The sequence below is a fragment of the Umezawaea endophytica genome, from assembly GCF_025061645.1.
In the GTDB taxonomy this organism is placed as follows: domain Bacteria; phylum Actinomycetota; class Actinomycetes; order Mycobacteriales; family Pseudonocardiaceae; genus Umezawaea; species Umezawaea endophytica.
Genome location: NZ_JANYMP010000026.1, coordinates 1 through 14147 on the forward strand (window position 1 = coordinate 1; position 14147 = coordinate 14147).

Genomic DNA, 14147 nt, shown 5'->3' on the forward strand with positions numbered 1-14147 from the left:
GTTCGTGAGGACCCCCCGATTCATAACCTACTCGAGGGGTCCGACAGTTTTTGAAGGCTGTCTGTCAGGTCAGGTGAGTGGCCAGGGTTTTGCCGAGTGTGGTGCCGGAGAGCCAGGCGGTTTCGACGCGGGGGTTGCCCCAGGCGTCGCCTGCGATGCCGATGTGGTCCTGGCCCAGGTAGAACGATTCCCGGCCTGGTTTGGTGGGGCGGGCGTAGGTCCAGCGGTGTACGTGGGTGGTGCTGGCGTGCGTGGTCAGGCCCAGGACGGTGCGGACGGCGGTTTCTACCTCGTTGGCCGCGGCTGAGGGGTCGGCGACGTAGTGCTCGGTGAAGTCGGCTGTGGTGTGGGCTACCAGTACCGGGGCGTTGTCGCCGCGGCGTTCGCCGTCGTCGAACACGGTTTGCAGGATCGGGTGGTCGTTGACGAAAGCGCCGTGGAAGTCTGACCAGTCGCGCGTGGGGTAGACGAGGGTGACTGCCAGGGACGGCAGCCAGTGCTGGTCCTCCACCGCGGCGCGGGCGTTGGTCAGGTCCGGGTGCAGGATGCGGAGAGCCTGGGGGCCAGGCATGGCCAGGACTACCGCTTCCGCGTCCACTCCGTCGATGCGGAGGCCCGGTTCGACCCACTCGACCGCGTGGTCGGTGGTGACGTCCAAGCCGTTCGCCAGGTCCTCCGCCAGTGAGCGGAGGCCGTTCGGGGCGGCCCAGCGCATCGGGCCGGTGGTCTTGTGGTCGCCGTCGGGGTCGAGCACGGACAGGGTGTCCGTCCACTCGCGGACCAATCCCGTGTCGCGCCAGCGGGAAACCAGCGCGGTGAAGTCGTCGTCCTGCGCGGTGAAGTAGGCGGCGCCGATGTCGGTGCGCCTGTCGTCGTAGCGCTTCGTCGCCAACCGGCCGCCCACGACGCGGCCGCGTTCCAGCACCCGCACGGCCACACCCGCCTCGGTCAACGACCTGGCGCAGGCAAGCCCCGCGATTCCCGCTCCCACCACTACTACGGCCACGTCCACCAGCCTATGAGTGGCGCTCAGTCACGGCTGACCGGGCCGGTGAGGCCGACCGGGCAACGAGTCTGCTGCGAGCGGGTGAAGTCCGGGAGCAGGGCGGCCCGCGCTGCCTAACGTGATCACCATGAACGTCGACCTGGAGGTCCCGGTGCGGTGGCGCGGTGTGCGGAAACACGTGATGCGCAAAAGAAAACGGGGCAGGCACGCTCGGGAGAGGGCACCTGCCCCGCCTACCTGGGCGGCGGCGTTCTTCGGGATCGTGCTGCTCGTGGCACTGATCCTGCTGCTGCTCACCTACGTCTAGATCAGCGCGACTGGAGCGCGTCCACGGCGACGGCCTGCGCGATGACGACCCGGCGGTCGACGTACGGGTCCTGGATCTCCAGGAGGTAGTGGTCCCGCAGCCAGGTCTTCTTGTCCACGCTGAACACCGGGGCTCCACCGCGGGCGAAGTCGAAGTGGTAGCGCATCGGGAACGGGAAGTTGTTGAGGAACGGGATGAAGTTCCACAGCCTGCGGAACACCGCCACGCCCTGGCTGCGCTCCTTGCCGGTCGCGGTGGCCGCGCCGGGCTGGTCCAGGTGCCACGTGGAGTTCAGCAGCGACTTGCCGAAGTCCTTGCGGAAGAAACCGATCGGCTGGTTGTTGCCGTCGATGACGTCGTACCCGCTCGCCAGGTCGATGACCTTGCGGGCGCGGAAGTTCGCCAGCACCGTGGACTTCGACGAGTCCGTGTAGACGGTGACGTGCTCTTTGAAGGCCATGCGCTTCTGCTCGACGAACGCGACGACGGCCCCCGGCTCGCCGTTGCCGTCATCCGCGAAGATCTCGTAGCGGTTCACCATCAGGGTGACCTTCTGGTGCATGTGGAGTCTGTTCATCGCCTGCGGGTTCAAGTTCTCCCCCTGAGATGGGCCGTGTGAGTGACAGAGCATGTCACTCGACCGGGCGAAGGTCTCCGGTGGGGAACCTCTTCTCGTTGCGTTCGATCTTCGCGAACGCCGCTTCCACCAGGTCGACGTCCAACTTGTCGGCCAACCGGACCAGGTAGTGCACCACGTCGGCCAGCTCATCGCGGACGTTCCAGGCGAGTTCCGGATCCGACATCGCCGCCGCGGCCTCCTCGGGCGTCAGCCACTGAAACAGGTCGGTCAGCTCGCCCACCTCGCCGGACAAGGCCATGACCAGGTTCTTCGGCGTGTGGTAGGTGTCCCAGTCGCGGGCGGCGGCGAACCGGCGCAGGGCGTCCCGCAGGTCTTCCAAGGTGTTCATGGTCCGCAGAGCTACCACACCGCCCGTGGACGACCGCGCACGCGGTCGGCTCCTCGCCGAGGCCGCGAGCGTTTGCGGGCCGTGGGAAACCGGCTGCCCCCGCCGGCGTTGGGGGATACCTTCAGCGGCGAGCGGCAGCCGCCGCACCCCACGTGGAGGACGCACCAGTGACCGACAACCGCACCGATCCCGACCCGGTGGCCGACGAGCGCACCACCCTCGCGGGGTTTCTCGACTACCACCGCGAGACCCTCGCGCTGAAGTGCGAGGGCCTCACCGACGAGCAACTGCGGCTCCGCGCCGTGCCGCCGTCGGGGATGTCGCTGCTGGGCCTCGTGCGGCACCTGACCGAGGTCGAGCGCGGCTGGTTCGGCCGCCGCGTCGGTGGTCGTGACCTGCCGCCGCTCTACTTCAGCGAACCGGACAACCCCGACGGCGACTTCGACGACCTCGACTCGACCGACGTCGCCACGGTGTTCGCGACCTGGCGGGCCGCGTGCGCGGAGTCGCGGGACATCGTCGCCGCCTCCTCGCTGGACGCCACCGCCCAGCGCCGGGACGGGACCGACGCGAGCGTGCGCTGGATCATGCTGCACATGCTGGAGGAGTACGCCCGGCACAACGGGCACGCCGACTTCCTGCGTGAACGCATCGACGGCGCGACGGGCGAATAGTCAACACGTTGGTGTTGGACTAGCACCCGTTCGAGATCCACTATCTTGTCGCCGTGGCGCGCACCTGGTTGTCGATACGCGTGGAACTGGTCGAAGGTCGTGGAGAGCTGTTCTGGCCGCGGCCAGGCCGTGATTTCGTTGTGGCCCGGACTCACTCGTTCGGTCAGTTGGCGCGAGCGATCGACATCGCGTTCGCCCGGTGGGACCTGGCCCACATGCACATGTTCACGCTGTTCGGCGGGGCGTGCATCAGCGCGTTGAACCACTGGGACGGGGACGAGCCCGAAGGCACGATGGACAGCGCCAAGACCAAGTTCGGCAAGCTGAAGCCCGGCGACCAGTTCGCCTACGTCTTCGACTTCGGCGACGAGTGGGCGCACGTGTGCACGGTCGGCGCGGAGCGCGTCGACCCGTTGGAGCTGCTCGGCTACATCCCGGACGGGCCGACGCCGTACTGGGGGTGGGGCACGCTGCCCGACCAGTACGGGCGCGGGTGGGACGACGACGGCGACGTGGCCCCGAAACCGCCGAAACCGGTGCTGGGCGACCTGCCGCCCATCCTGCCGCTGTGGGGGAAGCGGCGCCGGGCCGCTAGAGGACGAGCGTGAGCCTGCCCCGCCGGGTCGTGGCCTGACTCTCGCCGGGGAGCGCGGTGACGACCAGACCGAACAGGAGCGTGTTCAGTTCGGCGGGGTCGAGCAGCAGTTCGCGGGCGACCTGCTGGGGGCTGGTGCCGCGGTCGCGGAGGGTGCGGAAGACCTTGCTCAGCAGCAGCGAGCCCTCGCGGGCCGTCAACCCGTCGGGTTCGGCCAGCCGGTAGCCGCGGCGGCTGAGGTCGGCGCAGACGACGCCGTACTGGTCGGCCGTGAGCAGACCGAGGTCGCGCAGGCGGTAGGTGAGGGCCAGCGCCGACACCCGCCAGTGCGTGCGGTGGGTGAGCACCTGCTCCGTGACCGGGCCGCGCGGCACCGACGCGAGAACACCCGCGCGGGGCATGAGGAACGCCCCGGCGAACGTGTTCGCCTGGCGTTCCGCGTCCTCCGGCCGGATGTTCGCGTGCAGGACGAGGTGGCCCAGTTCGTGGGCGGCGTCGAACCGGCCGCGTTCGGCGGACGTCGTCGGGTTGAGGAACACGAACGGCGTGCCCGCGTGCCAGAAGGAGAACGCGTCCACGTCGGCGCAGTCGACCGGCAGCGAGAACACCCGCACCCCGTGCGCCTCCAGCAGGTGCACCATGGTCGGCGCCGGACCGGAACCCAGCCCCCAACGGCCGCGCACCATCGTCGCGGCGGTCTCCGGGTCGGGGTGCTCCACCGTCGGCACGTCCGGCACCGGCAGCGTGAACGTCCGCTCCAGCCACCGGTTGAACCCGATCGCCAGCCTGCCCGCCGCCACCGCCGCGTCCCGTCGCGGCACGGGAACCCTGGCGGCCGCCCGGAACGCGACGGCCTCGCACGGCAGCTCCGCCTCGTCCGGCGCTTCCAGGAACTCCACCGGGAACCCCAGCGCCTCGGCCAGCGCCGCGGTCTTCCCCGCCGCGGGCCGCCGCCTGCCGTGCTCGTAGTCGCCGATGCTGCTCGCGCTCACCCCGACGGCCCGCGCCACCTCGGCCGCGGTCAGCCCACGCCGCTTGCGCGCCAGGACGAGCCGGGAAGGTGTGAGCATGGTGGCGCCATTCTGGTACCTCCTCCCAACCCGCCGCCAGACGGGGTCAGCGCAGCGACACGGTGAAGTCGATCTCCGCCGGTCCGTCGGGCGTGATGTCCGCGACGGGCCCGAAGTCGTAGGGTGGCAACGTGATCCGGTGCGACCAGTGGTCGATCACCTGCCCCTGCGGCGTCGGCTCCGGCTGCGACACCTCCCGCAGCACCACCAACCGCCCGTTCCGCACCGTCGGGAACGTCACGAGGAACCACAGCTTCAACCCGCCGTGCCGCTCGAAATCGGCGAACAGGCTGAACTGGTCGTGGTCGTTGTCCCGCGTCATCGCCGTGATCGCGGGCCCCTTCGTGTAGTCGCTGCGCAGCTTCGCGCCGGGATCACCGGTATGCCTGTTCCCCTGCAACGCGCCGAGCACGACCGGCTTGCTCGGGTGCCGCACCAACCCGGCGTTCCACTTGTCGTACCGACTCCACCCCTGCTCGACCAACACCTCCCTCAACCGCCCCACGCGATGAATCCAGTCGAGCAACCCGGCCCCGTTGGTGGGCCCGAGCGGAGGAGCGGACGTCCGCGCGTTCAACCCCGCCCAGATCGCCTGGTCCAGGTACTCGACCTTCAGATCGAGCTCGGCCAGGCGGGCGTCAGGACCCGGCATCGGCGTCGCCGGGTGGAACAGGATCTCGGTCATGGCTTCACGGTAGCGAGGGGGTACGACAGTTTTCGGCGGTCGCGGCGGAGGGCCACCGGCTCAGCACGGCGAATCGGGTCGGCCCCACCAGGACACGCGTGGCCTCGCCGGCGACTACTTCAGCAGGTTTTGCACGACGGCCTCGGCGACCACCCGTGCTCCGTCGCACGGCTTGGGGAACTTGTCGGCGAAACCCTCGCTGACCTCGAAGCCCGTGTAGAGGTACTGGCCGTCGGCGACGTCGACGGCGATGTTGCAGAGCACCTGGTCGGTCGGCAAGGTGACCGTGATGGCGGGGAAACCGGCCACTGGTGTGATGGCGGCAGGCTGACCCTCGCGCTTTCCGCTGGTCCACGCGTCGATGCCCTCGGTCACGACCGTGGTGACGCGCCAGAACGCTCCGTCGGCGTTGAAGCTGCAATTGGGTGACTTGAACGTGTCGGTGGTGCCTGGACGAGGTGCTGTCGTCGGTGCGATGGCGGCCAGTTGCTCAGCGGTCATCAAGTCGCACGGATTCTTGCCGTCGAGGTTGATCTCGCGCGGCCTGGAGCTCGGCGAGGTCGCCTTCGACGCGGATGTCGTCGCCGAGGTGGTCGCTTCCGTGGTGGACGATCGAGGTGCCGCGGCCCCGCCTTCGGTGCTGGTGCAGGCGGTGAGCAGGGCCAGGCAGAGCGCGGGAGCCAGGTAGCGGCGCATGGGTGTCAGTGGTCCTTGGTGAGCTGCTGCATGGTGGTGGCGTGGGTCTCGTCGACCAGGTGGTAGGTCTTGGCCGCGTCTTTCAGGCCGTTGATGGTCTTGGTCAGCTCTCCGGCGAACTTCCTCGCCGCGTCGATGGCGGCACTCGCGTTCGCCTTGAAGTCCTCGGCCGCGTCCTTCGACACGTCGTCCTCGGCCAACGGCTTGCCGCGCAGCGCGTCCGCGTTGTCCTGGACGAAACCGGTCACGCTGTCCCGCACCGCTTCCAGCTTGATCATGAGGTGCACGACCTCCTTGGGCAGCACCGTCATCTTCACGGCCGGACCGCTCTGTCCCGTTGGCACCGACATGTCACTCCTGGGTGGTCTCGGCCAGCAGTTCGTTCACCGCTGTCGTCAGGCGGGCGTGGTCGGCCGGGGCGAGGGTCGCCCAGCCTCGGCGGCGGGTGAACTGCCAGCGGCCGTCCGGGGTGTCGTAGAACGACACGACGTACGGGCCTCGGCGGCGGGGGCCGGGGTGGCCGTGGCGGAGTGGGCGGTGGGCCGCGCCGAACTGGCCCATCGCGACCACGCCGCCCAGTACCGAGACGACCTGGCGGGCGTCCTGCGAGGTGAGTCCGCCCTCGCGCAGGACGGTTTCGAACCTGGTCGGTGACTCGTCCGCCGCCGTGGCCGCGCGGTCCAGGACGTCGGCGGGCAAGGTGATCGACCGGGACCGCGGGGCGGGTGCGGGCGGGAGGAGACCGACCACGGCCGTGGCCAGCCCGTCGGGATCCGCGGCGTCCAGGATCAGGTGCTCCGCGGTGAGCGTCGCGACGACGGCGTGCCGGTGGACCACCGCGCCCAGCGCCTTCGAGCGCGGGCCGGTCGGGTCGAGGCGGAGTCGTGCGTCCACTTCGACCTCCGGTCGGGCCAGGGCGCGCAGGTGGGCGACCAGATCCGGGTGGAGTTCGGTGCGGTCCACCAAACCCTGGTGGGACATGGACTTCCAGGTGTGGTGGAACAGTTCCCGGCGTTCGTCCACCGTCGCGCCGTGGGCCGCGACGGTGAGCGCCGTGGGGTGTTCGCCCAAGCGCAGGTGTTCCCAGCACAGGTCGTACTCCAGGCGGGACAGGACGAAGCGGGTCACCGGCGGTCGTCCCCGATCACCGGGGGAGCGACGAGGACGTCGTTGTCGCCCCACACGTCGTCGAGTCCTCGCAGGTATTCGGCGGACGTGTGCTCGATGTCGTCCTCGCCCTGCCCGCGTTGAGGAGCGCCGCCCGCCGCGCCAACGCCGCCCCCGGCCGCGCTTTGACGGCCGGTCAGGTGCGCGTCATCGGTGCTGGATGACGGGCCGCGGTTGACCTGGCCGCCGGGTTGGTGGCCGAGAAGTGGCGATCCGCCTGCCCTGGGGGTGCCGACGCCGGTGTGCCCGCCGCCGGCGGCGGACCTGCCGCCGCCAGTGGGGATCGCGCCGGGAACACCACGACCGCTCGAGCCGCCGCGGGACCCCGGCACGGAGAACGCGGTACCGGGTGGGACCTGGGACGGGCCGGGCGGCACGGGGGACGAGTTCGGGTTGGTGGTGGAGGAGTCGGGTCGCAGCACCGGTGGTGTGACCGCGTCGGACAGGTGCGTCGTGCCCTGGTCGCCCGAGTGCACGAGGGGAGGCGGTGTCACGGCGTTCGGGGTCGGCGGCGGGGACGGCGAGGCGCCCGTACCTCCTGTGCCTCCCGCGTCACCCTTGCCTCCCGTGTCGGTGACGCGGGAACGGCCGTTGAAGCCGCCTCCGTGCCGTGGCGGGACAGGAGGTCGCACCACCTCGGGAGGTGGGACCTCGAGGGTGACGATCGGCGGTGGGATGAACGTGCCGACGGTGGACACTGCCGCGCCCGCGTTGCCCTGGTAGCCGGTCATCATCCGCACGGCTTCGCGCTTGGCCTCGTTGGCCCGCCGCTCCTGGACGTCCTGGTCGGTCTGGCCGCCGACGAGGTGCGTGAACCCGGCGGGAATGCCCAGGAAGTCGTCGTTCGCGGTCGACGTCACCGCGACCGGTCGGGGCATCCGGCCCTTGGTGTCGCCGTAGTACGACTGCTGGGCCTGGAACGCGTTGTGGCTGGCCACCCCCGCCACGCGGGCGTTCTCGGCCCACTGCACGAGCGGCGCCATGCCACCGCTGAACGACTCGTTCGCCGCCCCGGTCCACACGGCCTTCGCGTCCCGGACGGCCCACTCGACGTCCGACTTGGCGTTGCCCATGACGGCGCGGAACGACAACCACGCGCTGTTGGTCGCGTCCACCCAACCGGCACCGGCGCTCTGGTGGATCTTGTCGTAGAGCTGCTGGTGCGACTGCGCGTCGAAGTTGTGGTTCCCCACCGGCATGTCGAAACCCCCTTGTTCCTCGTGCACCCTCTGCGATTGCTTCGTCGCTCGGAGTGCACCACTCCCGGTCGGGACAATAGCGGAGGGGTGATGGAGCGGCGACGCTATTAGGCAATTGCCAGAGCCGTGGTGGCGGTTATCACGAGTGGTGGCGTAGGGGATCGGTGATTAATCCGCAAAGATCGTGGGCACTGTCGTGAATTTGAATAGTAGGGGTCACTCTTTCGAGTGAGATCATCCCTTTGTTGAGAACATTTCACCTCCCGTCGGGCAGCGCGGTCAGCAGGCTGTCGGTCACCGTCGACGTTTCGGTGTGCCAGCCGCGCAACTCCTCCACGGTCGGGGCCTGGGCGTAGTCGGTGTGGTTGGCGACGACGCTCAAGGTGCCCCAGAGGCGGGCGGTGTGGTTGGCGAGGGGTTGGTCTACGTAGAGGGGGAGGGTGAGCAGGTCCGTTCGCATGCTGATGCTGGGTTCGCGGTGGGCGTGGTGGAGGGCTGCCACCGAGCGTTCCAGTGAGGTGCGCAGGAGCCAGGCGCAGCACTTCGGCCAGATTCCGGTGGTCAGCCTGCCGGTGGTGAGCAGGCCGTGCGCGAAGCGGAGTCGTTCGGCGATCTCGTGCTGGATCGTCGTCGTGGTGGTGGCTGTTCGAGTCGCCAAGGTCACCGTCTCCTCCGGTTGGCGCCAATGTCGAAAAACGTAGAGCGCAAATAGACCTACTGAAGAGTTGTCACACCATCGGGTGTAATTCCTCGCGTGATGAACGGCTGGGTGCGATACCGCGTGTGGCCGAACACCTCTGTCGGGTTAACCCGATTTTGGCGGACACCCAGAACCCCCCGGTCGGGCGTGACACGGGGCTGTGCCGGATCTGACACGGCCGGTGAGCAGGGTGATTCCCGTTCGACACGAAAATCGGAGGGGGAACGTCGATGGTGTGGGCTTTCGAGGCCGAGGGCCTGGTCAAGCGCTACGGGAAGACGACGGCGCTGGCGGGGATCGACCTGCGGGCCGAGCGGGGCGCGGTGCTGGGGGTGCTGGGGCCCAACGGGGCGGGGAAGACGACCGCGGTGAGGATCCTGGCGACCCTGCTGAGACCGGACGCGGGACGGGCGGCCGTCGGTGGGCTGGACGTGGTGAAGGACGCCGCCAAGGTGCGGCGGCTGATCGGGCTGACGGGGCAGTACGCGTCGGTCGACGAGGACCTGACGGGAACGCAGAACCTGGTGCTCATCGGGCAGTTGCTGGACCTGCGGACGTCCGACGCGAAGGCGCGTGCGGCCGAGCTGCTGGCCGGGTTCGGGTTGTCCGAGGCCGCGGGCAAGCAGGTGAAGACCTACTCGGGCGGGATGCGGCGGCGGTTGGACCTGGCCGCGAGCCTGGTCGGACGGCCGGACGTCATCTACCTGGACGAGCCGACGACCGGGCTCGACCCGGCGAAGCGCGAGGACGTCTGGACGATGGTCCGGGCACTGGCGAACGACGGCGTGACGGTGCTGCTGACCACGCAGTACCTGGAGGAGGCCGACGCGCTGGCCGACACCATCTCGGTGATCGACCACGGCAAGGTCATCGCGAACGGGTCGCCGGGGGAGCTCAAGCGGGTCGTGGGCGGGCAGACGGTGCTGGTTCGGCCGTCCGACCCCGCGCACCTCGACGCGGCGGGGGCGATCGTCGCCGCGGTCGCGGGCCGCAAGGTGGAGTCGCCCGCGCGAGGGGTGCTGACGGTTCCGGTCGACGGCGACGCGGCGTTCACCGAGATCGTCCAACGCCTGGCGCGCGACCGGATCCCGGTCACCGAGCTGTCGCTGCGGCTGCCGAGCCTCGACGAGGTCTTCTTCACGCTCACCGGTCACCACACCAAGGAGGACGCGGCATGACCGCACTGGCGGAAACGGGATCCGAGCCGGTGCTGACCGCGCCCGCGCGCATCGCGCCGCGACCCTTCGGGCTCGTCCGGCACAGCCTCGCGCTGGCGAAGCGCAGCGTGCTCAAGACGCTCCGCACCCCGGAGCAGCTACTCGACGTGACGCTCCAGCCGATCGTCTTCGTGCTGGTGTACGTGTACCTGCTCGGCGGCGCGATCTCCGGCAGCACCGAGGAGTACCTCCAGTTCCTGCTGCCCGCGATCATGGTGCAGACGGTCATGTTCGCCGGGATGGCGACCGGGGTGAACCTCAACACCGACATCGGCAAGGGCGTGTTCGACCGGTTCCGCAGCCTGCCGATCGGCCGGTCCGCGCCGCTGATCGGGTCGGTGGCGGGTGACCTGATCCGCTACGTCGTGGCCATCGCGTCGCTGCTGGCGTTCGGGGCGGTCATGGGGTTCCGGTTCCACACCGGCGCGGTCGAGGTCCTGGCGGCGTGCCTGCTCACGGTGTTCTTCGCGTTCTGCCTGAGCTGGGCGTTCGTCCTGATCGGGATGCTGATGCGGTCACCGGGCGCCGTGCAGGGGACGGCGTTCCTGATCCTGTTCCCGCTGACGTTCGGCACGAGCATGATCGCGCCGAAGGAGACCATGCCCGGCTGGCTCCAGTCCTGGGTGGACGTGAACCCGGTGGCGCAGCTCATGGACGCCTCGCGCGCCCTGATGCTCGGCGGTCAGCTCGGGAACGACGTCCTGTGGGTGCTGGTGTGGTCGGTCGGGTTCCTCGTGGTGTTCGCGCCGCTCGCGGTGGGCGCCTACCGCCGCCGGACCTGATCGATCGCGGCCGCGCGGTCCAGCGCGAAGCCTTCGGCGTGGGCGGCGTCGTACGCGGCGCCGCCCAGCGCCTCGCGCAGCGACGTCGTCAGCCGGACGACGTCGTGGTTCAGCGGGTCCGGGGCGCCGCGCAGCCGTTCGGCCACGCCGAGCACGAGCGCCGCCCCGGCCAGGTCGCCGCGGTGTTCCCGGACGGCCGCGACGGCCACGCCGACCTTCGCCAGCACCGGCATGTCCTTCGCGCTCAGCGCGTGGTCGGTGGCCTTCTCCAGCGACTCGCACGCGGTCGCCAGGTCGGCCTTCAGCACCGCGAGGAACACCGACGAGGCGAGCACCAGCGCCCGCAGTTGCGGCGCCATGATCGCCCACCCGTCGAGCGCCTCCGCGCTGGTGGCGTAGTGCCGTTCCGCTCCGGCGAGGTCGCCGGACAGCCGGTCCAGGTCGCCCAGCGCGAGGTGCGCGAACGCCATGCCGTGCTCCGACAGCACCCCCTTGCGCGACCTGGCGACGTCCTCGTACTCGGCCCGCGCGCCTTCCGGGTCGCCGTTGTGCGACCGGGCCCCGGCGAGCACCAGCCGGTCGTGCGAGACGTCGTCGTCGGCCTGGAGCTCCAGGCGCAGGGCTATCGCCTCCTCCAGCGCGGTGATCGCCCGCTCGTGGTCGCCGAACACCAGGTGCGCCTCGGCCAGCGACGACAGCGACTGCGACAGCCCGAAGCGGTCACCGATCGCGCGGAAACCGTCGACGGCGTTGGTCATGTCGTCCCGCGTGCCCGCCATGTCGCCGTCGTTCTCCCGCAGCATCCCGCGCACCATCCACAGCGCCGCCCTGGTCCACGGGTCCGGGTGGTCGAGCCGGGCGTCCACCACCGCGAGCCCGAGTTCGACGTCGTCGGAGAAGACCGCGAACATCGGCTCGAACAGCGCGAGCACCGGGTGTCCTCTGTGGACGTTCACGGCGGAGACGGCGTCACGGAACTCGGCCAGGAACCCCGTCCAGTCGGCGCTGCCGTTCCACAGGGCGCTGTTGATCAGGTACATCGCGGTGGCGATGGCCTTCGCGGGTTGGGGGGCCTCGCCCGGAACGTCCAGCGCGCGCCGCAGCCAGGCGTCCGCGTCGACGGTGGTGCCGAGGATCCAGCCGAACATGCCGAGCGACGCGCCCAGCCGGACGGCCGTGTCCGCGTCACCGGTGTCCGCGGCGAAGTGCAGCGCTGCGACGAGGTTGTCGCGCTCCAGGAGCAGCCGGGGCACCCAGGTGATCTGGGCGGGGCCGCGCAGGTGTGGTTCGGCGGACTCGGCGAGGTCGCGGAAGTAGGCCGCGTGCGCCTTCCGCGCCTCCGCGACGCCACCGCGCTCCGCCAGCCGTTCGAGGGCGAACTCCTTGATGGTCTCCAACATCCGGAAGTACGGCTCCGGGGCTTCGACCACCTGGAGCAGCGACTTGTCCGCCAGCGCCGTGAGCAGGTCGAGGGCCGTGCCGGGGCTCAGGTGCTCGGCGGCCTCCAGGCTGATCGCGCCGGGGAACACCGAGAGCCGCTCCACGAACGTCCGCTCCCGCTCGTCGAGCAGGTCCCAGCTCCACGCCACGACCGAGCGCAACGTCTGGTGCCGCGGCAGCGCGGTGCGGCTGCCGCCGGTGAGCAGCCGGAACCGGTCGTCGAGCCGGGCGGCCACCTGCTGCGGGGACAGCGACCGCAGCCGGGCCGCGGCCAGTTCGATCGCCAGCGGCATCCCGTCGAGCCTGCGGCAGATCTCGCCCACGGCGGCCACGTTCGCCTCGTCCACCCGGAAACCCGGTCGCACGGCGGCGGCGCGGTCGACGAGCAGCCGCACGGCCGCGCTCCCGTTCGCCCGCGCCACGGTCGCCGCGGCGTCCGGCACGGCCAGCGGCGGCACCGGGCACAGCGCTTCTCCCAGCACGCCGAGGGGTTCCCGGCTCGTGGCCAGGATCCGCAGCCTCGGGCACCGGCCCAGCAGCTCGTCGGCGAGCCGGGCCGCGGCGTCCACGACGTGCTCGCAGTTGTCCAGCACGACCAGGGAATCGCCGCGAGACAACAGGTCCACCAGTCGGCCGGTCACGTCCTGCGGGGGCGGGTCGCCGTCCTGCAGGCGCTTGTTCCGCGTCCCCAACGATCCGAGCACCGCGGCGGGCACGTCCGCCGGGTCGGTCACCGACGCCAGCTCGGCCAGCCACGCCCCGTTCGGCAACCGGCTCGCGGCCGTCGTCGCGAGCCGCGTCTTGCCCGCCCCGCCGGGGCCCACCAACGTGATCAGCCTGCTCTCGCCGAGCAGCGCCGCCACCCGCGCCACCTCGGTCTCGCGGCCGACGAAGCTCGTCAACGCGGTCCGCAGGTTCCCGCGCGGCCCACCAGAACGCAGCACGGACTGGTGGACCTCGCGCAGCTCCGGCCCCGGATCGGCGCCCAGTTCCTCGACCAGCCGCCGCCGCACGTCCTCGTAGGCGGCCAGCGCCTCGGCCTGCCTGCCCACCCCGTGCAACGCCCGCACCAGCAAGCCCTGGAGGCGTTCGCGCAACGGGTGCCGCGCCGCCAGCTCGGTCAGCTCCACGACCAGCCGCTCGTCCGCGCCCCGCGCCAGGTCGGCCTCGGCGCACGCCTCGACGGCCGTCAGCCGGGCCTCGTCCAGCCTGGCCGCGTACGCGGTGGCGAACTCCGCGTCCCGCACGTCCGCCAGCGCGGGTCCGCGCCACAGCGCCAACGCCTCCCGCGCGCCGTCGGGGGTCCGCGCCAGCCGTTCGAACTCGTAGGAGTCCACGGCCGACTCCGGCAGGTCGAGCCGGTAGCCCGCGGTCGCCGACCGCACCACGTCCGGGTTCGGCAGCACCCGCCGCAACCGCGCCACCAGCGACCGCACCGAGTTGCCCTGGTCGGCTGGCGCGTCACGGGGCCACAGCGCGTCCGCCAGCTCGTCCACGGTCACGACCCGGCCCACCCCGACCGCGAGCCGCACGACCAGCGTCCGCAGCCGCGTGCCGCCGATCGGCACCGGGACACCGTCCTCGGTCACCTCCAGCGGGCCCAGAATCCTCACCTGCACGACTCAACTGTGCCACGCGGTC

16 protein-coding genes are annotated in these 14147 nt (G+C 70.7%); 5 read left to right on the forward strand and 11 right to left on the reverse strand.

Annotated elements, in window-relative coordinates; translation table 11 throughout:
* Nucleotides 1-64 precede the first annotated feature (64 nt).
* Nucleotides 65-1006 carry an NAD(P)/FAD-dependent oxidoreductase gene (locus NZH93_RS38175; RefSeq protein WP_259628174.1) on the reverse strand — a complete coding sequence of 314 codons (942 nt, stop codon included), beginning with the start codon at nucleotides 1004-1006 and terminating at the stop codon, nucleotides 65-67.
* Between the two features lie 127 nt (nucleotides 1007-1133).
* Between NZH93_RS38175 and NZH93_RS38180 the strand changes: the two genes are divergently transcribed.
* Entirely contained in the window at nucleotides 1134-1313 is a 180-nt protein-coding gene (locus NZH93_RS38180) for a hypothetical protein (RefSeq protein WP_259628175.1), read from the forward strand.
* 1 nt (nucleotide 1314) lies between these two features.
* Here NZH93_RS38180 and NZH93_RS38185 read toward each other — a convergent pair whose 3' ends face one another.
* Complete coding sequence (locus NZH93_RS38185; protein ID WP_259628176.1) at nucleotides 1315-1890, reverse strand: LURP-one-related family protein; 576 nt, start codon at nucleotides 1888-1890, stop codon at nucleotides 1315-1317.
* Nucleotides 1891-1945: 55 nt separating this feature from the next.
* A complete protein-coding gene (locus tag NZH93_RS38190; protein ID WP_259628177.1) occupies nucleotides 1946-2281 on the reverse strand; it encodes a nucleotide pyrophosphohydrolase in 336 nt (111 codons plus the stop codon).
* Nucleotides 2282-2448: 167 nt separating this feature from the next.
* Here NZH93_RS38190 and NZH93_RS38195 point away from each other — a divergent pair, with 167 nt between their 5' ends.
* Nucleotides 2449-2955, forward strand: a complete 507-nt coding sequence (locus NZH93_RS38195; RefSeq protein WP_259628178.1) for a DinB family protein — start codon at nucleotides 2449-2451, stop codon at nucleotides 2953-2955.
* Nucleotides 2956-3095: 140 nt separating this feature from the next.
* Nucleotides 3096-3563, forward strand: a complete 468-nt coding sequence (locus tag NZH93_RS38200) for an IS1096 element passenger TnpR family protein (RefSeq protein ID WP_259628179.1) — start codon at nucleotides 3096-3098, stop codon at nucleotides 3561-3563.
* On the opposite strand, the gene NZH93_RS38205 is transcribed toward NZH93_RS38200, so the two are convergent.
* The 7 genes from NZH93_RS38205 to NZH93_RS38235 form a co-directional block, all read right to left on the reverse strand.
* Nucleotides 3547-4620 (reverse strand): XRE family transcriptional regulator, encoded by a 1074-nt coding sequence (locus tag NZH93_RS38205; protein ID WP_259628180.1) that lies wholly within the window; start codon nucleotides 4618-4620, stop codon nucleotides 3547-3549. The two genes, NZH93_RS38200 and NZH93_RS38205, sit on opposite strands and share 17 nt — an antisense overlap.
* A gap of 46 nt (nucleotides 4621-4666) precedes the next feature.
* Nucleotides 4667-5305, reverse strand: coding sequence for a hypothetical protein (locus NZH93_RS38210; protein WP_259628181.1), 639 nt, complete (start codon nucleotides 5303-5305; stop codon nucleotides 4667-4669).
* 114 nt (nucleotides 5306-5419) lie between these two features.
* Complete coding sequence (locus NZH93_RS38215; RefSeq protein ID WP_259628182.1) at nucleotides 5420-6001, reverse strand: DUF3558 domain-containing protein; 582 nt, start codon at nucleotides 5999-6001, stop codon at nucleotides 5420-5422.
* A 5-nt stretch (nucleotides 6002-6006) separates the two neighbouring features.
* The gene (locus tag NZH93_RS38220; protein WP_259628183.1) at nucleotides 6007-6351 is read right to left on the reverse strand and encodes a PE domain-containing protein; all 345 of its coding nucleotides are present in this window, start codon (nucleotides 6349-6351) and stop codon (nucleotides 6007-6009) included.
* Nucleotide 6352: 1 nt separating this feature from the next.
* A complete protein-coding gene (locus NZH93_RS38225) occupies nucleotides 6353-7129 on the reverse strand; it encodes an ESX secretion-associated protein EspG (protein ID WP_259628184.1) in 777 nt (258 codons plus the stop codon).
* Nucleotides 7126-8367 carry a hypothetical protein gene (locus NZH93_RS38230; protein WP_259628185.1) on the reverse strand — a complete coding sequence of 414 codons (1242 nt, stop codon included), beginning with the start codon at nucleotides 8365-8367 and terminating at the stop codon, nucleotides 7126-7128. Before NZH93_RS38230 ends, NZH93_RS38225 begins: the two co-directional genes overlap by 4 nt.
* A gap of 256 nt (nucleotides 8368-8623) precedes the next feature.
* Nucleotides 8624-9025, reverse strand: a complete 402-nt coding sequence (locus tag NZH93_RS38235; RefSeq protein ID WP_259628186.1) for a hypothetical protein — start codon at nucleotides 9023-9025, stop codon at nucleotides 8624-8626.
* Nucleotides 9026-9297: 272 nt separating this feature from the next.
* On the opposite strand from NZH93_RS38235, the gene NZH93_RS38240 reads away from it, so the two are divergent.
* On the forward strand, nucleotides 9298-10245 hold the full coding sequence (locus NZH93_RS38240; protein ID WP_259628187.1) for an ATP-binding cassette domain-containing protein: 948 nt from the start codon (nucleotides 9298-9300) through the stop codon (nucleotides 10243-10245).
* Nucleotides 10242-11066 carry an ABC transporter permease gene (locus NZH93_RS38245; RefSeq protein WP_259628188.1) on the forward strand — a complete coding sequence of 275 codons (825 nt, stop codon included), beginning with the start codon at nucleotides 10242-10244 and terminating at the stop codon, nucleotides 11064-11066. Before NZH93_RS38240 ends, NZH93_RS38245 begins: the two co-directional genes overlap by 4 nt.
* Here the strand turns inward: NZH93_RS38245 and NZH93_RS38250 are convergent.
* On the reverse strand, nucleotides 11048-14125 hold the full coding sequence (locus NZH93_RS38250) for an ATP-binding protein (RefSeq protein WP_259628189.1): 3078 nt from the start codon (nucleotides 14123-14125) through the stop codon (nucleotides 11048-11050). The genes NZH93_RS38245 and NZH93_RS38250 overlap by 19 nt on opposite strands.
* Between the last annotated feature and the right edge of the window lie 22 nt (nucleotides 14126-14147).

Excerpts from the sequence above, each read along its gene's own strand:
- NZH93_RS38180 (WP_259628175.1), top strand. The coding sequence starts at position 1,134 with ATGAACGTCGACCTGGAGGTCCCGGTGCGGTGGCGCGGTGTGCGGAAA.
- NZH93_RS38185 (WP_259628176.1), bottom strand. The coding sequence starts at position 1,890 with ATGAACAGACTCCACATGCACCAGAAGGTCACCCTGATGGTGAACCGC.
- NZH93_RS38190 (WP_259628177.1), bottom strand. The coding sequence starts at position 2,281 with ATGAACACCTTGGAAGACCTGCGGGACGCCCTGCGCCGGTTCGCCGCC.
- NZH93_RS38205 (WP_259628180.1), bottom strand. The coding sequence starts at position 4,620 with ATGCTCACACCTTCCCGGCTCGTCCTGGCGCGCAAGCGGCGTGGGCTG.
- NZH93_RS38210 (WP_259628181.1), bottom strand. The coding sequence starts at position 5,305 with ATGACCGAGATCCTGTTCCACCCGGCGACGCCGATGCCGGGTCCTGAC.
- NZH93_RS38215 (WP_259628182.1), bottom strand. The coding sequence starts at position 6,001 with ATGCGCCGCTACCTGGCTCCCGCGCTCTGCCTGGCCCTGCTCACCGCC.
- NZH93_RS38220 (WP_259628183.1), bottom strand. The coding sequence starts at position 6,351 with ATGTCGGTGCCAACGGGACAGAGCGGTCCGGCCGTGAAGATGACGGTG.
- NZH93_RS38230 (WP_259628185.1), bottom strand. The coding sequence starts at position 8,367 with ATGCCGGTGGGGAACCACAACTTCGACGCGCAGTCGCACCAGCAGCTC.
- NZH93_RS38240 (WP_259628187.1), top strand. The coding sequence starts at position 9,298 with ATGGTGTGGGCTTTCGAGGCCGAGGGCCTGGTCAAGCGCTACGGGAAG.
- NZH93_RS38245 (WP_259628188.1), top strand. The coding sequence starts at position 10,242 with ATGACCGCACTGGCGGAAACGGGATCCGAGCCGGTGCTGACCGCGCCC.